Annotated in this window: 11 protein-coding genes; 7 read left to right on the top strand and 4 right to left on the bottom strand. The window is 70.3% G+C overall.

Features of this window, described 5'->3' with window-relative positions:
• Positions 1-155: 155 nt before the first annotated feature.
• The gene (locus ACTWP9_RS14895; protein ID WP_443246600.1) at positions 156-1,034 is read left to right on the top strand and encodes a class I SAM-dependent methyltransferase; all 879 of its coding nucleotides are present in this window, start codon (positions 156-158) and stop codon (positions 1,032-1,034) included.
• A gap of 22 nt (positions 1,035-1,056) precedes the next feature.
• Entirely contained in the window at positions 1,057-3,612 is a 2,556-nt protein-coding gene (gene hrpB, locus ACTWP9_RS14890) for an ATP-dependent helicase HrpB (RefSeq protein ID WP_443246599.1), read from the top strand.
• Between the two features lies 1 nt (position 3,613).
• On the opposite strand, the gene ACTWP9_RS14885 is transcribed toward hrpB, so the two are convergent.
• From ACTWP9_RS14885 to polA, 4 genes are all read right to left on the bottom strand, one after another.
• Positions 3,614-4,648 carry a DUF3068 domain-containing protein gene (locus ACTWP9_RS14885; RefSeq protein WP_443246598.1) on the bottom strand — a complete coding sequence of 345 codons (1,035 nt, stop codon included), beginning with the start codon at positions 4,646-4,648 and terminating at the stop codon, positions 3,614-3,616.
• Between the two features lie 23 nt (positions 4,649-4,671).
• Positions 4,672-4,806 carry an SPW_0924 family protein gene (locus ACTWP9_RS14880; RefSeq protein ID WP_443246597.1) on the bottom strand — a complete coding sequence of 45 codons (135 nt, stop codon included), beginning with the start codon at positions 4,804-4,806 and terminating at the stop codon, positions 4,672-4,674.
• 219 nt (positions 4,807-5,025) lie between these two features.
• Positions 5,026-6,735, bottom strand: a complete 1,710-nt coding sequence (locus tag ACTWP9_RS14875; protein ID WP_443246596.1) for a lytic murein transglycosylase — start codon at positions 6,733-6,735, stop codon at positions 5,026-5,028.
• A gap of 300 nt (positions 6,736-7,035) precedes the next feature.
• The gene (gene polA, locus ACTWP9_RS14870; RefSeq protein ID WP_443246732.1) at positions 7,036-9,702 is read right to left on the bottom strand and encodes a DNA polymerase I; all 2,667 of its coding nucleotides are present in this window, start codon (positions 9,700-9,702) and stop codon (positions 7,036-7,038) included.
• A 258-nt stretch (positions 9,703-9,960) separates the two neighbouring features.
• Here polA and ACTWP9_RS14865 point away from each other — a divergent pair, with 258 nt between their 5' ends.
• The 5 genes from ACTWP9_RS14865 to ACTWP9_RS14845 all read left to right on the top strand — a co-directional run bounded on the left by ACTWP9_RS14865 (position 9,961) and on the right by ACTWP9_RS14845 (position 16,019).
• A complete protein-coding gene (locus ACTWP9_RS14865; protein WP_443246595.1) occupies positions 9,961-12,240 on the top strand; it encodes an FdhF/YdeP family oxidoreductase in 2,280 nt (759 codons plus the stop codon).
• A 62-nt stretch (positions 12,241-12,302) separates the two neighbouring features.
• Entirely contained in the window at positions 12,303-12,758 is a 456-nt protein-coding gene (locus ACTWP9_RS14860) for a PaaI family thioesterase (protein WP_443246594.1), read from the top strand.
• Between the two features lie 81 nt (positions 12,759-12,839).
• Positions 12,840-13,448, top strand: a complete 609-nt coding sequence (locus ACTWP9_RS14855; RefSeq protein WP_443246593.1) for a hypothetical protein — start codon at positions 12,840-12,842, stop codon at positions 13,446-13,448.
• Between the two features lie 302 nt (positions 13,449-13,750).
• The gene (locus ACTWP9_RS14850; RefSeq protein WP_443246592.1) at positions 13,751-14,995 is read left to right on the top strand and encodes a branched-chain amino acid ABC transporter substrate-binding protein; all 1,245 of its coding nucleotides are present in this window, start codon (positions 13,751-13,753) and stop codon (positions 14,993-14,995) included.
• A gap of 94 nt (positions 14,996-15,089) precedes the next feature.
• Positions 15,090-16,019, top strand: coding sequence for a branched-chain amino acid ABC transporter permease (locus ACTWP9_RS14845; protein WP_443246591.1), 930 nt, complete (start codon positions 15,090-15,092; stop codon positions 16,017-16,019).
• The last annotated feature ends 1 nt before the right edge of the window (position 16,020 follow it).

Below are 16,020 nucleotides of genomic sequence, written 5' to 3'. Positions count from 1 at the left end.
ACACCCCATTCCCGGCAGAACTCGCCGCCCCCCACGGTCAGATGGCCCCGATGGGGGCACCTCCCGGCCGAAGGCTGGGGGAGGCGTTCCCGCGGCGTTAGCCGCGAGGCTTCCGACCGAGAGTACGGCTAACCGAGAGTACGGTCACTGGCGCAATGGAACAAAAGCACGAGGGCGGCTGGGGTGTCCACCCCCTGACATACGGTGATCATGGCGGCGATCCCGCCGACGGCGACGCCGTACGGCGACCGGCCGGCGGCCGGGAGAGCAGCCGGGCCAGTCGCGGCTGGTGGGACCGGAACGCGGACGAGTACCAGAACGACCACGGCGACTTCCTCGGCGATGCCCGCTTCGTGTGGGGCCCCGAGGGCCTGGACGAGGCCACGGCGCGCCTGCTCGGGCCCGGCGAGAAGCTGCGCGGGCTGGACGTGCTGGAGGTGGGAGCCGGCGCCGCGCAGTGCTCCCGGTGGCTGGCGGCACAGGGCGCGCGCCCTGTCGCCCTCGACCTCTCCCACCGGCAGCTCCAGCACGCGCTGCGGATCGGCGACGGACAGGGCGGCGAACTGGCGTTCCCGCTGGTCGAGGCGGACGCGAGGGCGTTGCCGTTCGCGGACGGATCCTTCGATCTCGCCTGTTCGGCGTACGGAGCGATCCCCTTCGTGGCCGATCCCGAACGGGTGTTCGCTGAGGTGGCACGGGTGCTGCGGCCCGGGGGCCGGTGGGTCTTCTCGCTGACCCACCCGCTGCGGTGGTCCCTGGCGGACGAGCCCGGCACCGAGGGGCTGACCGTCCTGACCTCCTACTTCGACCGCACGCCGTATGTCGAGCAGGACACCGCGGGGCGGACGGTGTACGTGGAGCACCACCGCACGCTGGGGGACCGGGTGCGGGAGCTGGTCGGCGCCGGTTTCCGGCTGGACGACCTCGTCGAGCCGGAGTGGCCGGCATGGAACCAGCAGGTGTGGGGCGGCTGGTCACCGCTGCGGGGGCGGCTGGTGCCCGGGACCGCCATTTTCGTGTGCACGCGCGCGTGAGCACCCGACAGGAGAATTTCCGGTGCGCCATGACGACCAGCTGAACCGGCTGCCCATAGCCGAGGCCGTGCCACGCGTGCGGGAAGCCCTCACCGCGTGCGGGGCGGCCGTCGTGCACGCGCCACCGGGCACCGGCAAGACGACACTGCTGCCGTTGGCGCTGGCCGGGCTGCTGGCCGACGGTGCGCCCCCGCGCACCGTGCTGGTGGCCGAGCCCCGCCGGATGGCGGCACGGTCGGCGGCGCGCCGGATGTCGTGGCTGCTGGGCGAGAAGCCGGGCGAGAGCGTCGGCTTCACGGTGCGGGGCGAGCGCCGCGCCGGTGCCCGGACGCGAGTGGAGGTCGTCACGACAGGTGTGCTGCTGCAACGCCTCCAGCGGGACCAGGAGCTGTCCGGCGTGGATGTCGTGCTGATGGACGAGTGCCATGAGCGCCATTTGGACGCCGATACGACGCTGGCGTTCCTGCTGGACGTGCGCGCCACGCTCCGCCCGGAGCTCCAGCTGATCGCCGCGTCGGCGACGCAGGACAGCGAGGCGTGGGCACGGCTGCTGGCCGCGCGAGTCGTACCCGGACGGGGGACGAGCCACCCGGTGGACGTGCGGTACGCGCCGCCGCCCGCGGGGGTTCGTCCGCCGCACGGGATGCGGATGGATCCGGCGCTGCTGCGCCATGTGGCGGCGACCGTACGGCAGGCGCTGGCAGCGGTGCCGGAGGGCGACGTGCTCTGCTTCCTTCCGGGTGTCGGCGAGATCGGCAAGGTGGCGGCCTTGCTGTCCGACGTCCGTGCCCGCGTACTGCCGCTGCACGGGCGGGCGCCGGCACAGGTGCAGGACGACGTGCTGAGCGGCGGCTCGGGCGGCGGTGCGGAGCGCGGGCGGCGGGTGATCCTCTCGACGGCGGTGGCCGAGTCGAGCCTGACCGTGCCGGGGGTGCGGGTGGTGGTGGACGCGGGGCTGGCCCGAGAGCCCCGTACGGACCACGCGCGCGGCCTCGGCTCGCTCACGACGGTGCGGGTCTCCCGCGCGGCGGCCGAGCAGCGACGCGGCAGGGCGGGGCGCGAGGCGCCGGGGGTGGCGTACGCGTGCTGGGCGGAGGCGGAGGAGGCGGGACGGCCGCGGGAGCCGTCCCCCGAGATAGCGGTGGCCGATCTGACGGCGTTCGCGTTGCAGGCCGCCTGCTGGGGCGACCCGGACGCGGCGCAGCTCGCCCTGCTCGACGCACCCCCGCGGGGGGCGATGAGCGCGGCGCGGCGGACGCTGCGCGCGGTCGGCGCGCTGGACGAGGCGGGCCGGGTGACGCAGCGGGGGCAGCGGATGGCCCGCCTGGGCGTGCACCCGAGGCTCGCCCGCGCGCTGCTGGACGGCGCTGCGGCAGTGGGCAGCGAGCTGGCGTGCGAGACGGTGGCACTGCTGAGCGAGGAGCCGCCGCGTGCCTTCGGGGACGACGCGGCGGAGGCTCTGCGACGGGCCCGTACGGCGCGGCGTGACGATCCGTACGGGGCGCGCTGGGCCGCCGAGGTGCGGCGGCTGCGGTCGCTGCTGGGCGAGGAGACGGCGCGGCCGGGCGGGGTCACCGACGAGCAGGGGGTCGGGACGGTGGTCGCACTCGCCCAGCCGGAGCGGGTGGCGCGGGCACAGAGCGGCACGTCGTATCTGATGGTCGGCGGCACCCGCGCCGAGCTGACCCCGGACAGTGCGCTGCGCGGCACTCCTTGGCTGGCTGTCGCCGTGGCGGACCGGCCGGTTGGCGCCGCCTCGGCGCGGGTGCGGCTGGCGGCGCCGATCGACGCGGAGACGGCGCTCACGGCGGCGGGCGCGCTGTACGGCGTACGAGAGGAGGTGCGCTGGGACCCCGAGCAGGGCCCGCAGAGTGTGCAGGGCGGACGCGGCGATGTGGTGGCTCGCGAGGTGGAGTCCCTGGGCGCCGTGCGGCTTTCGGTACGCCCGCTGCCGGACCCGCCGCCCGAGGCGCTGCGCGAGGCCGCGCTGGAGGGGCTGCGGCAGGGCGGAACGCGGCTGCTGCGGTGGTCGGACAGTGCCGTGACGCTGCGGCGCCGGCTCGGCTTCCTGCACCGGACGCTGGGTGCGCCCTGGCCGGACGTCTGTGACGAGGCGCTGTTGGAACGGGCCGACGAGTGGCTGGGCCAGGTGCGCTCCCGGGCCGACCTCGCCCGGATCGACGCCGCCGGACTGCTGTCGGGGATGCTGCCGTGGGCGTCCGGCGAGGCAGCGCGGCTGGACGAGTTGGCGCCGGAGCGGATCGAGGTGCCGTCCGGTTCGCGGATCAGGGTCGACTACGAGCCGGAGCAGCCGGTGCTGGCCGTGAAGCTCCAGGAGATGTTCGGGGCGCGGGAGACGCCGCGGGTGGCGGACGGGCGGGTGCCGATGCTCGTCCACCTGCTCTCCCCCGCCGGGCGCCCCGCCGCCGTGACCGCCGATCTCGCGTCCTTCTGGGCGGGGGGCTACCGCGGTGTACGGGCCGAGCTGCGGGGGCGCTATCCCAAGCACCCGTGGCCGGAGGATCCCGCCACGGCGGAGCCCACCCGGCACACCAGGGCCCGCGGGCGGCCGACGTAGGTCAGTGGTCGCTGGATCGCTTCGAGGGCACGACCGTCTCCTCCGGCTCGGACGCCGCTGCTCCCCCAGCCGGCTCGGACGGGCCGTCAGCTGCTGCCGTGCGGCCACGTCCGCGGGCTTCCAGGGTGAGGGAGGCGGCCAGTAGGAGGCCGCCCAGGATGAGGAAGCCCCAGGGGAGGTAGGTGGTCATCGTCAGGACGAGCTGCCGTTGGGAGGAGACCAGGTCGACCGCCGCGTCCTGGTAGTCGGGGCGTATCTTCACATGCCCGGCGAAGGCGGTGAGCGGCTTCTTGCCGGGCTTGTCCTTCCAGCGCATCTCCTCCTTGTGGATCTCCTGGCCGTCCACCGGGGCTCCGGTGGCCGGCTCCACCCAGAACATCCGCTTGGTGCTGTACCAGCGCTCCAGGCCGATCTGTTCGACGGTCTCGGGGGTGGCGCCCAGAGCCAGCTTCTTGGGGACCTTGACCTTGGTCCAGGGGATGGTCTGCTCGAAGTAGTAGGTCTCGATGCCGCGGACGGTGCGGGTGCCCTTGTAGTGGATGGGTGCTGAGGTGCGGGTCTGGAAGTCGAAGTACTCGTAGTCGCGCTTCTCGGTGAGGAACGGCCACTTGTACTCGATGCCCTGGCGGCGTACCGGGTCGCCGTCGACGTGTTCGCCGCCCGCGTGCACGGGCTCCTGGGAGTGGGCGTCGAAGACATAGCGTTCGGGGATGCGCGAGACCAGCTTGCCCTTGTCGTCGGCCACATAGCTGAGGGTGTCCCAGACGACGACATCACGGCCCGTGCTGTCCTTGACCTTCTTCGCTGCCTCCACATTGCCCTTGAGGGACTGGACGATGCTGACCTTGGGCACCTTCTTCGACTTCATGGTGGCGTAGTCGAGGAGAGTGGCGTTCCTGGCCTCCAGGACCATGTCCTGGTACTGGCTGGGCGGGATCTTCGCCAGACGCGGAAAGGCGTACCAGCGGACCAGGGGCGAGAGCGCGGCGAAGAACACCGCGAGGGCCAGGAGGATCAGGCTCGCTCTCCTGCGCATGCTGTCTCCTGTCCTGCCGGCTGCTAGGGATGCTCGGGGACGGTGGTATGCAGGGGCTTCTTCGGCGTCTCGCCGGGCGGGGCACCGATCGCGGTGGTCGCGAGGACGAGCGCGAGCGCGGCGGCCAGTCCGATCCCGGCGGCGATGAGGGCTCGCATGCGCTGGCTTCACCTCTTCCGGTGGCCGACTGCAACAGAGCTGACGCCCCGTCAATTCCGCGGTCGCACCGTAGCAACGCCCGCGCGGGATGGGAACCGTGCGTCATGGGTTCGACGGCCGCGACAAACGGCCGCGACAATGGGGCGCCCGGAAAGCCCTTCGCCCCCGGCGCCTCGGCGCCGGGGGCGAAGAGAACACTGTGCTTGGCTGCTGCGGCCTCAGCCCTTGATGGTGAGCTTCACCTTCAGGGTGGCGCCGCCGTCCGCCTTCAGCGTCAGCGTGTAGGTGCCGGGCTGGTCGTCGGCGAAGATCTGGGGCAGCTTGACGATGCCCTTGTCGTCCGTCTTGAGCCCGGCGAGGCTGCGGACGGGCTTGCCTTCCGCGTCCTTGTGGAAGAACGGCCCCTTTGTGGTGTCGTCGAACGCCGCTGTCAGGGTCGTGTTCCCTACAGGCTTGCCCTTACGAGTGGCCTTGACCTCGACTGCCTCCCCGAAGACACCGTTCTTCTGCGCCTCCAGTACCACATCACTCGTCCGAGCCAGCTCGTCCGCCTTCGGTGCGGTCACTGACGCCCTGAAGTCGACGGTGCCCAGGTCCTTGCCGGGGGCCGTCGCGCGCACAGTGAAGGAGCCGGTCTTGCTGCCCGCGGCGAGGGCGGGCGCGGTGGCGACGCCGTCGGCGTTGGTGGTGACGGTCGCGGTCTTGGTGCCGCCTTCGAACGTCGCGCCGGTGTTGCCGCGGATCTCGAAGCGGACCTTGACGCCCTTGACGCCCTTGCCCTTGGAGGTCTCGGCCTTGACCGCGGGGCGCGCGGCGAACTTCTCGCCGGCGACCGCAGTGAACTCCTTGGCTCCGACCCGCTCGATGGAGTGCGGCTTCGTCGGCTCGGGGCTGGGGCTGGGGGACTCGTGACCGCCGCCGCCCTCGTTGCCTCCGCCGCCGTTGTTGCCCCCGCCGTTGCCGGGCTTGCCGGGGTTGTTCGGCTTGTTGGGCTTACTGTGCGAGCCGCCCTTGCCGCCGCGCTCCGGAGAGCCCTTGTCCGAGCCGCCGCCGGGCTCGCGGAGGCCCGGTGCGGTGGGCAGCAGCGAACCGCCCCCGTCGGGCACCGCGTGGGTGCCCTTGCGGTAGAACTCGAACCAGGCAAGGACGGTGCGCAGATAGTCGCTGGAGTTGTTGTAGCTGAGGATCGCCCGGTCCAGATCGGCGCCGTTCGACAGGTCACGGCCGCCCGCGCACAGGTAGTCGCCCGCGGCGACCGCGGCGTCGTAGACGTTGTTGGGATCCTTGCGGCCGTCGCCGTTGCCGTCGGCGCCCCAGCGGTTCCAGGTGGAAGGGATGAACTGCAAAGGGCCGACCGCACGGTCGTAGCTGGAGTCGCTGTCCCACCGGCCGCCGTCGGTGTCCTTGATGTTGGCGAAGCCCTCCCCGTTGAGCACCGGTCCGAGGATGGGGCGCAGCGTCGTACCGTCCTTGTCGACGGCGCCACCGCGGGCGTGCCCCGACTCGACCTTGCCGATGCCCGCGAGGAGCTCCCAGCGCAGGCCGCAGCCCGGTGTGCGGGAGGCGAGCGACTTGGCGGCCTTCTTGTAGGCGGCCAGCACCGAGGTCGGTATGCCCGACTTGTCGCCTGAGCCGCCGGGTTCCGAACTGCCGGGCGGGTGCGGGGACTCCAGCGGAGGCAGCTCCGTCTCGTAGCTGTCGTCACCCGGCGCAGGGTCGCCCGCGGCGCCCGAACGTCCGTTGTTGTGATCGCCGCCGAGTTCCACACCGGGCGCCTGGGAGGCGGTCAGCGCCGCCATGACGACGGCCGCGATCGCGGTACCGCCCAGGCCCCTGCGGTATCTGGTGCTGCGAAGCCCGCCGCGGCGGTGCCCCGCCGCTGTGGTGGCCGCCCGCTGTGCGGCGTGCCTGCCCCGGTTTCGCGCCATAGGTAGTCCCCGTCCTCTCCCCTTCGGACGCAATCACCGTGACCCTACGGCAGAGCCCGGCCACAAGTCAGCGGCCGGCGGCCACTTCTGGCGCTTCTGACCCGCTTTCGCGGCCGGTTTTCCCGGTGTTTGCCCCGTTGTTTCCCCATCGTTCCCAGGGGCGAGCGCCCCTCGGTACGTCCCCGGGCTGAAAGCCCCCTCGGGAAGCGAACGCCCCCGCTGTGTCCGGACGTTGCCACCCGGGGGACGCTCGGCCCCGCCGGAGCGGTTTCAGTGTGCTGCGGACTCCCGGTCCACCGTTCAGTGTGCTGCGGACTCCCAGTCCAGGCCGACGCCGACGGACACATCCAGCGGTGCCCGCAGCGAGACGGCCGTTGACATCTCCGAGCGGACCAGCTTCTCGACCTCTTCGCGCTCCCCCGGCGCGATCTCCAGCACGATTTCGTCGTGCACCTGGAGCAGCATCCGGGAGCGCAGCTGAGCCGCCCGCAGCGCCGCATCGACCTTGAGCATGGCGACCTTGACGATGTCGGCAGCCGTGCCCTGGATCGGTGCGTTGAGCGCCATCCGTTCGGCCATCTCGCGGCGCTGCCGCTGGTCGCTGGTGAGGTCGGGCAGATAGCGGCGGCGGCCCATGATCGTGTGGGTGTAGCCGGTGGCGCGTGCCTCCTCGACGGTGCGGTGCAGATAGTCCCGTACCCCGCCGAAGCGCTCGAAGTAGGTGTCCATCAGCTTCCGTGCCTCGTCGGGCGTGATGCCGAGCTGCTGCGAGAGCCCGAAGGCGGACAGCCCGTACGCCAGCCCGTAGGACATCGCCTTGATCTTGCGGCGCATCTCCGCGTCGACAGCCGTCTTCTTGACGCTGAAGACCTGCGCCGCCACCGTGTCGTGCAGGTCCTCGCCCGAGGTGAACGCCTCGATCAGGCCCTCGTCCTCCGACAGGTGCGCCATCACCCGCAGCTCGATCTGGCTGTAGTCGGCCGTCATCAGCGACTCGAAGCCCTCACCGACGCGGAAGCCGCGGCGGATTGCGCGGCCCTCGTCCGTACGGACCGGGATGTTCTGCAGGTTCGGGTCGGTGGACGAGAGCCGGCCGGTGGCGGCGATCGTCTGGTTGAACGTGGTGTGGATCCGGCCGTCGGGCGTGATGGTCTTGATCAGGCTCTCGACCGTCGTGCGCAGCTTCTGCTGCTCGCGGTAACGCAGCATGATCACCGGCAGTTCGTGCTCGGTCTGCGTCACCAGCCAGGCCAGCGCGTCCGCGTCCGTCGTATAGCCCGTCTTGATCTTCTTCGTCTTGGGCAGGCCCAGCTCGCCGAAGAGGACCTCCTGGAGCTGCTTGGGCGAGCCGAGGTTGAACTCGTGGCCCACCGAGGCGTGCGCCTCGGCGACCGCCTGCTGCACCGCGTCGGCGAACTGCTGCTCCAGCCCTGTGAACCATTCGCGGTCCGCGCAGATACCGGCGCGCTCCATCCGGGCCAGCACCTCGGACGTCGGCAGCTCCAGCTCGCGCAGCAGATCGGCGGCGCCCACCTGTTCCAGCCGCTGCTCGAAGGCGCTGCCCAGGTCCAGGATGGTGCGGGCCTTGATCATGAGGGACTGCGCCTCGGCCTGCTCGTCCACCCCGAGCGCCAGCTGCCCGTCGGCCTCGGCGGTGGGGCCCAGCTCGCGGCCCAGATACTCCACCGACAGCGCGTCCATCGCGAAGGAGCGGCGGCCCGGCTTGTCCAGGTAGGCGGCGAGGGCGGTGTCCGTCCATACGCCGTCCACCTGCCAGCCGTGGTCGGCGAAGACCCGCATCAGCGCTTTGGCGTCGTGCATGACCTTGCGGCGGTCCGCGTCGGCGAGCCAGGCGGCGAACGCCCGCTCGTCGCCCTCGGTCAGCTCGGCCGGGTCGAACCAGACGGCCGGGCCCTCGCCGGTGGCCAGGGCGATCTCGCTGACGCTGCCGCTGCCCTGCTTCCAGACATCGACCGTCGCCACCCCGAGCGTGGCGGCGCCGTGCTGCTCCAGCCAGGGGGCGAGTGCGTCGGCCTCCACCACCGTGCCGTCCACCTCGATGCCGTCGGCCGTGGGGGGCTCCTCGGCCTCCGCGGCGGCTCCCGGGTCTGCGGCGAAGAGGCGGTCGCGGAAGTTCTGGTGGCGGAACTCGAGGGTGTCCAGGATGACGGCGAGCGCGTCGCGGTCGTACGGAGCGCGCACCAGGTCCTCGGGGCGGTCCGGCAGCGCCACGTCGCGGACCAGCTCGGTCAGCCGGCGGTTGAGCAGGACGGATTCCAGGTGGGCGCGGAGATTGTCGCCCGCCTTGCCCTTGACCTCGTCCACCCGCTCGGCCAGCTCGGCGAGGGAGCCGAACTGGTGGATCCACTTGGTGGCCGTCTTCTCCCCGACGCCGGGGATGCCCGGCAGGTTGTCCGACGGGTCGCCGCGCAGCGCGGCGAAGTCCGGATACTGGTCGGGGGACAGGCCGTACTTCTCCTGCACCTTCTCCGGTGTGTAGCGCGTCAGTTCCGAGACGCCCTTGGTCGGGTACAGCACCGTGACGTTGTCGCTGACGAGCTGGAAGGTGTCCCGGTCCCCGGTGACGATCGACACCTGGAAACCCTCGGCCTCGGCCTGGGTGGCGAGTGTGGCGATCACGTCGTCCGCCTCGTAGCCGTCGATCGCGTAGCGGCGTACGCGCATGGCGTCGAGCAGCTCGCCGATCAGCTCGACCTGGCCCTTGAACTCGTCCGGGCTCTTGGACCTGTTCGCCTTGTACTCCGAGAACTGCTCGGAGCGCCAGGTCTTGCGGGAGACGTCGAAGGCGACGGCGAAGTGGGTGGGGGCCTCGTCGCGCAGGGTGTTCGCGAGCATCGACGTGAAGCCGTAGATCGCGTTGGTGGGCTGCCCCGTGGTGGTGTTGAAGTTCTCCGCCGGGAGAGCGAAGAACGCCCGGTATGCCAGGGAATGCCCGTCCATGAGCATCAGGCGAGGCTGCGCCTCGCCGCTGCCCTTTGTTTTCGCCGTTGCCTTCGGTGCCGTCTTCGATGCTGCCTTCTTAGCCACGTGCCGATCCTCGCATGCGGGTCTGACAATCGCGGGACACGCTGGTGTGTGGCTGAGGCATCGTGGCCGGGTACGGGCCGGTGGGTGGACTTTGCCCTGAGCCCCTTGCTCGGACTGCCCGAAGTCAACCGGTGCAGGACTGCCCACAGTGGCTGATCAGTGGCACCATCAGGGGTTATGACGCGGAAGGCTCCCTCCAGTGATCCGGTTCAGGACGCGCCCCAGGTGCAGGGGCCCGCACATGCCGCGGCCGGATTGCCCGCCGTCGCGCACTCGCTGCGGATGGCGCGGCAGCAGATGGGGGTGAAACGGACCGCGCTGACGCTGCTGCGCGTCAACCAGAAGGACGGTTTCGACTGTCCGGGCTGCGCATGGCCCGAGGGTGACAAGCGGCACGCCGCGGAGTTCTGCGAGAACGGGGCCAAAGCGGTCGCCGAGGAGGCCACCACCCGCCGGGTCACCCGCGACTTCTTCGCCGCGCACCCGGTGACCGATCTCGCCGAGCGGTCCGGATACTGGCTGGGGCAGCAGGGACGGCTGACCGAGCCGATGTATCTGCCCGAGGGCGGCGAGCGGTACGAGCCGATCGGCTGGGACGACGCCTTCGCGCTGATCGCCGAAGAGCTGACGGCGCTCACCTCGCCCGACGAGGCGGTCTTCTACACCTCGGGACGTACCAGCAACGAAGCCGCCTTCCTCTACCAGCTCTTCGCCCGCGAGTTCGGCACCAACAACCTGCCGGACTGCTCCAACATGTGCCACGAGTCGTCCGGCTCCGCGTTGACCGAGACGCTCGGCGTCGGCAAGGGCAGCGTGCTGCTGGAGGACCTGTACAAGGCCGACCTGATCATCGTCGCCGGGCAGAACCCGGGCACCAACCACCCGCGCATGCTCTCCGCGCTGGAGAAGGCAAAGGCCGGCGGCGCGAAGATCATCACCGTCAATCCGCTGCCCGAGGCGGGCATGGAGCGGTTCAAGAACCCGCAGACCCCCAAGGGGCTGGCCGCGGGCGGTACCCCGCTGACCGATCTGTTCCTCCAGATCCGCCTCGGCGGCGACCAGGCGCTCTTCCGGGAACTGAACCGCATGATCCTGGAGCGGAACGCCGTCGACGAGGATTTCGTACGGGAGTACACACACGGCTTCGAGGAGTTCGCCGAGGCCGCGAGTGCCACCGGCTGGGAGGCGACACGGGCCGCGACCGGGCTGGATCGGGCCGAGTTCGAGCGTGCCCTGGAGCTGGTGCTGGCCTCCCGCCGCACCGTGGTGTGCTGGGCGATGGGCCTGACCCAGCACAAGCACGCGGTGCCCACCATCCGCGAGGTGGTCAACTTTCTGCTGCTGCGCGGCAACATCGGCCGCCCCGGCGCCGGGGTGTGCCCGGTGCGCGGGCACAGCAATGTGCAGGGCGACCGCACGATGGGCATCTTCGAGCGGCCCGCGCCCGCGTTCCTGGACGCGCTGGAGCAGGAGTTCGGCTTCGCCCCGCCGCGCGAGCACGGCTACGACGTCGTACGGGCCATCCGCGCGATGCGGGACGGCCAGGTGAAGGTGTTCTTCGCGATGGGCGGCAACTTCGTGGCCGCCTCCCCCGACACCCAGGTGACCGAGGCGGCGATGCGCCGGGCGCGGCTGACCGTGCATGTCTCCACCAAGCTGAACCGCTCGCACTGTGTGACCGGCGCCCGTGCGCTGATCCTGCCGACGCTGGGCCGGACCGAGCGGGACACCCGGCGCGGCGGGGACCAGTTCGTCACCGTCGAGGACTCCATGGGCATGGTGCACGCCTCGCGGGGACGGCTGGCGCCGGCCAGTGAGCAGCTGCTGTCGGAGCCCGCGATCGTCGCCCGGCTGGCGCGGGCGGTGCTGGGCGAGGCGTCCGCGACCCCCTGGGAGGAGTTCGAGGGCGACTACGGGCTGATCCGGGACCGCATCGCCCGCGTGGTGCCCGGCTTCGAGGACTTCAACGCCAAGGTGGCACGCCCGGGAGGGTTCACGCTGCCGCACGCACCGCGGGACGAGCGGCGCTTCCCGACGGCGACCGGCAAGGCGAACTTCACCGCGGCGCCGGTGGAGTATCCGCAGCTGCCACAGGGGCGGCTGCTGTTGCAGACGCTGCGCTCGCACGACCAGTACAACACCACCGTCTACGGGCTCGACGACCGCTACCGGGGCATCAAGAACGGCCGCCGCGTGGTGCTCGTACACCCCGAGGACGCGGCAGCGTGCGGGCTGGCGGACGGCTCGTACGCCGACCTCACCAGCGAGTGGAGCGACGGCCGGGAGCGGGTGGCGCGCGGATTCCGCGTCGTCCACTATCCGACGGTACGCGGGTGCGCCGCCGCGTACTACCCGGAGACCAATGTGCTGGTTCCGCTGGATGCGACAGCGGATACGAGCAACACCCCCGCCAGCAAGTCCATCGTGATCAGGCTCACTCCCTCCGCGGCCGAGTGACGCCTGTACGGGCTTAAGCTCGGATCGGCCGGTTGAACAGCGCATGATCGGAGCAGCGGCGCATGGGTGAGCAGCAGACCACGACCAAGTTCCCCCAGGAGGTCCTGGACCAGTGGGCGGGGTCGGGGGTCGACCTGCCCGCGCTGTTCTCGGCCGGGAAGCTGGGCGAGCGGATGGGGCTGGAGATCCTGGAGGCGGCGCCCGAGCGGGTGGTGGGCACGCTGCCGGTCGAGGGCAACACCCAGCCGTACGGGCTGCTGCACGGCGGGGCCTCCGCGGTGCTCGCCGAGACGCTGGGATCGGTGGGCGCCATGCTGCACGGCGGACCCGGTAAGGCCGCCGTCGGGGTGGACCTCAACTGCACCCATCACCGCGGGCCGCGCTCCGGGCTGGTGACGGGCGTGGCCACACCGGTGCACCGCGGGCGGACGATGACCAGCTACGAGGTCGTCATCACCGATGAGAGCGGGCGCCGGGTGTGTACGGCCCGGCTCACCTGTCTGCTGCGAGACGCATAGGGGTTGCGCCGCCACTGATACCTCCCCCACTCTTCTTCGCCGGGAGGTGCCCCCAACCCTCCCCGTTGTGACGTGGCGCCGTTGCGGCAGAACAAGTGGGGGATGGAAATGGCCGACGTACTCACCGGTGGCGGCGGTGACGGACCCCGGCTCTGCGAACGGTGGAACGCGCTGTCCTGGCGCGTCCGGTGGCTGACCGTCGCCCTCGCGCTCAGCTTTCTCCTCGCCGGTGCCGGAGCCTGCCTACTCCTGGACGGCCCCGGGAAGAGCGTTCCTCCGGCCCATACGAAGCGGAACAAAGTGCCCTATCCGGTGCACAGTACGCAAATGAGTTTCGTACGCATCACCGACGTGGACGTCGAGAAGCGCAGCTTCCGGGTCGAGTTGCGGGCAGTGACCAAGGATCCGGTGCTGGTACGGCGAGTCACCCAGGAGTACACCGCGGTGACGATGGAGCTCTCCTCGGTGCGGGCGGTGACGGTGCAGCCGGGACAGGCCGAAAGGGTGCGGGTGAAGGCGCGGGTCACCTCCTGCCGGGACCTGCCGATGCGGGCACGGCTTCCCTTCCTGGACGTTACGCTGCGTAATGCTCGGGCGTCGCAGGACCTCAGCTTCATCCCCGGGGACCGCTACGCACGGGCACTCACCCGCGTGTTCCGTACGGTATGCGGACCCTCTTCGCGCCCTTGATCGGCAACCTGCTGACCCAACTGCGGCTTCCGGCGGGGAAACGCGTCCGCCATCTCCCCGTCATATCGGATCTGCCGGTGTGAACCGACCACCGGGCTGCCGGTTCCGTGACGGTCATAACAAGAGAGTCACATCCTGGATCCGACCTCTGCCCGACCGTACGGCCGCGGCCATAGAGTCACCGCCAGTCACCGCGCCGCCGGGCGCAACACGACAAGCTCCGATCTGTACTGCACGTACGGCCCGGCGCGCGATACGGCCACTCACTCCGTGGGGGCCGCGCCTTGGGGAAAGGACTGATCGTGCGTCATCGTTCCTTGCTCATACTCACAGCCACCGTCACGGTGGGAGCCCTCACCCTGTCAGCGTGCGGCTCGCGCGACGACAAGAGCAGCAGCGGCGACAGCGGAGACAAAACCACCGTCGTCATCGGCGTCGACGCCCCGCTCACCGGCGACCTGTCCGCACTGGGCCAGGGCATCAAGAACTCCAGCGAGCTCGCCGTCAAGACGGCCAACAAGAACAACGAGGTCAAGGGCGTCACCTTCAAGCTGGAGTCGCTGGACGACCAGGGCCAGGCCGGAACCGGCCAGCAGAACGCCACCAAACTGGTCGGCAACGAGCAGGTCGTCGGCGTCGTCGGCCCCCTCAACTCACACGTCGGCCAGTCCATGCAGAAGGTCTTCGGCAACGCCAACCTGGTGCAGATCTCCCCCGCCAACACGGCCCCCGAGCTCACCCAGGGCCCCAACTGGCAGAAGGGAGAGAAGAAACGGCTGTTCAACACCTACTTCCGCACCTCCACCACCGACGCCGTACAGGGCCCGTACGCCGCCCAATACCTCTACAACAAGCGGAACTTCAAGAAGGCGTACATCATCGACGACAAGAAAACCTACGGCGCAGGACTGGCCGGCACCTTCACCGACGAGTTCAAGAAACTCGGCGGCAAGGTCGTGGGCACCGACCACATCAACCCCGACGACCGTGACTTCTCCGCCGTCGGCACCAAGGTCGCCAAGTCCAAGGCCGACTTCGTCTACTACGGCGGCGAATACCCGGCCGGCGCCCCACTCAGCGCACAGATCAGCAAGGCAGGCTCCAAAGCCCTGGTCGTCGGCGGTGACGCGCTCTACAGCGAGGAGTACATCAAGCTCGGCAAGAAAAACGTCGAGGGCGACCTGGCCACCTCCGTCGGCGCACCACTGGAGACCCTCGACACCGCCAAGACCTTCATGAAGGACTACAAGGCGGCCGGCTACAAGCTCCCCTACGAGGCATACGGCGGCTACTCGTACGACAGCGCCTGGGCCATCATCCAGGCGGTCAAGGCGGTCGTCGAGAAGAACGACGGCAAGCTGCCCGACAACATGGACGACACCCGCAAGCAGGTCACCGAGGCCGTGCAGGACGTCAAGTTCAAGGGTGTGACCGGCGACGTCGCCTTCGACAAGTACGGCGACACCACCAACAAGCAGCTGTCCGTCTACGAGGTCAAGGACGGCAAGCACAAGCCCGTCAAGACCGGCACCTTCAAGGAACGCTGATCCGGACCCACGCCCCGAACTGAACCTCACAGCGGCGGGGGGGGGGGGAAAAAAACCGCCCGCCGTCGTATCTGACACACCCCAAGGAGTCCCGGTGCAAGATCTGCCGGATCAGCTGGCGAACGGACTCGCACTCGGCGCGTTGTACGGCCTCATCGCGATCGGGTACACGATGGTCTACGGCATCGTCCAGCTCATCAACTTCGCCCACGGCGAGATATTCATGATCGGCGGCTTCGGCGCGCTGACCGCCTACCTGTGGCTGCCCGACGGCACCGGCCTGGCCGTCGCCCTCCCCCTGATGATCCTGCTCGGCGTCGTATCCGCCGTACTCGTCGCCATCGGCGCCGAACGCTTCGCCTACCGGCCGCTGCGCGGCGGACCCAGGCTCTCCCCGCTGATCACCGCGATCGGGCTGTCCCTCGCCCTCCAGCAGGCCATCTGGGCCTTCTACCCCGACGCGAAGAAGGCCCGGCCCTTCCCGCAGATCGGCGGCGGCGACTTCGACCTCGGCTTCGTCACCCTCTCCCGCGAGGACCTGTTCATCTTCGTCTCGGCGCCGGTGTGCATGCTCGCCCTCGGCCTGTTCGTCGCCAAGACCCGCACCGGGCGCGCCATGCAGGCCACCTCGCAGGACCCCGACACCGCCAAACTGATGGGCGTCAACACCGACCGCATCATCGTGATGGCCTTCGCCATCGGTGCCGCCTTCGCCGCCATCGCCGCCATCGCCCAGGGCTTCAAGACCGGCGAGGTCAACTTCCGGATGGGATTCATCGCCGGGCTCAAGGCATTCACCGCCGCCGTGCTCGGCGGCATCGGCAACATCTACGGCGCCATGGTCGGCGGCCTCGTCCTCGGTGTCGCCGAAGCCATGGCCACCGCCTACATCGGCGACATCCCAGGGCTCGAACAGTTCGGCGGCGGCTCCTGGAAGGACGTATGGGCGTTCATCCTGCTCATCCTCGTCCTCCTCGTACGGCCCCAAGGAATCCTCGGCGAACGCCTCGCGGATCGGGCGTGAT

This window comes from Streptomyces sp. 3N207 (genome assembly GCF_052246355.1).
Taxonomy (GTDB): domain Bacteria; phylum Actinomycetota; class Actinomycetes; order Streptomycetales; family Streptomycetaceae; genus Streptomyces.
Note: the sequence above shows the minus strand (reverse complement) of the source record. Positions and strands in the feature narration are given on the sequence as shown.

Bases quoted from the DNA above. Each gene is read 5' to 3' on its own strand.
- polA (WP_443246732.1), bottom strand. From the start codon at position 9,702: ATGCTCATGGACGGGCATTCCCTGGCATACCGGGCGTTCTTCGCTCTC.
- ACTWP9_RS14865 (WP_443246595.1), top strand. From the start codon at position 9,961: ATGACGCGGAAGGCTCCCTCCAGTGATCCGGTTCAGGACGCGCCCCAG.
- ACTWP9_RS14860 (WP_443246594.1), top strand. From the start codon at position 12,303: ATGGGTGAGCAGCAGACCACGACCAAGTTCCCCCAGGAGGTCCTGGAC.
- ACTWP9_RS14880 (WP_443246597.1), bottom strand. From the start codon at position 4,806: ATGCGAGCCCTCATCGCCGCCGGGATCGGACTGGCCGCCGCGCTCGCG.
- ACTWP9_RS14885 (WP_443246598.1), bottom strand. From the start codon at position 4,648: ATGCGCAGGAGAGCGAGCCTGATCCTCCTGGCCCTCGCGGTGTTCTTC.
- ACTWP9_RS14875 (WP_443246596.1), bottom strand. From the start codon at position 6,735: ATGGCGCGAAACCGGGGCAGGCACGCCGCACAGCGGGCGGCCACCACA.
- ACTWP9_RS14895 (WP_443246600.1), top strand. From the start codon at position 156: ATGGAACAAAAGCACGAGGGCGGCTGGGGTGTCCACCCCCTGACATAC.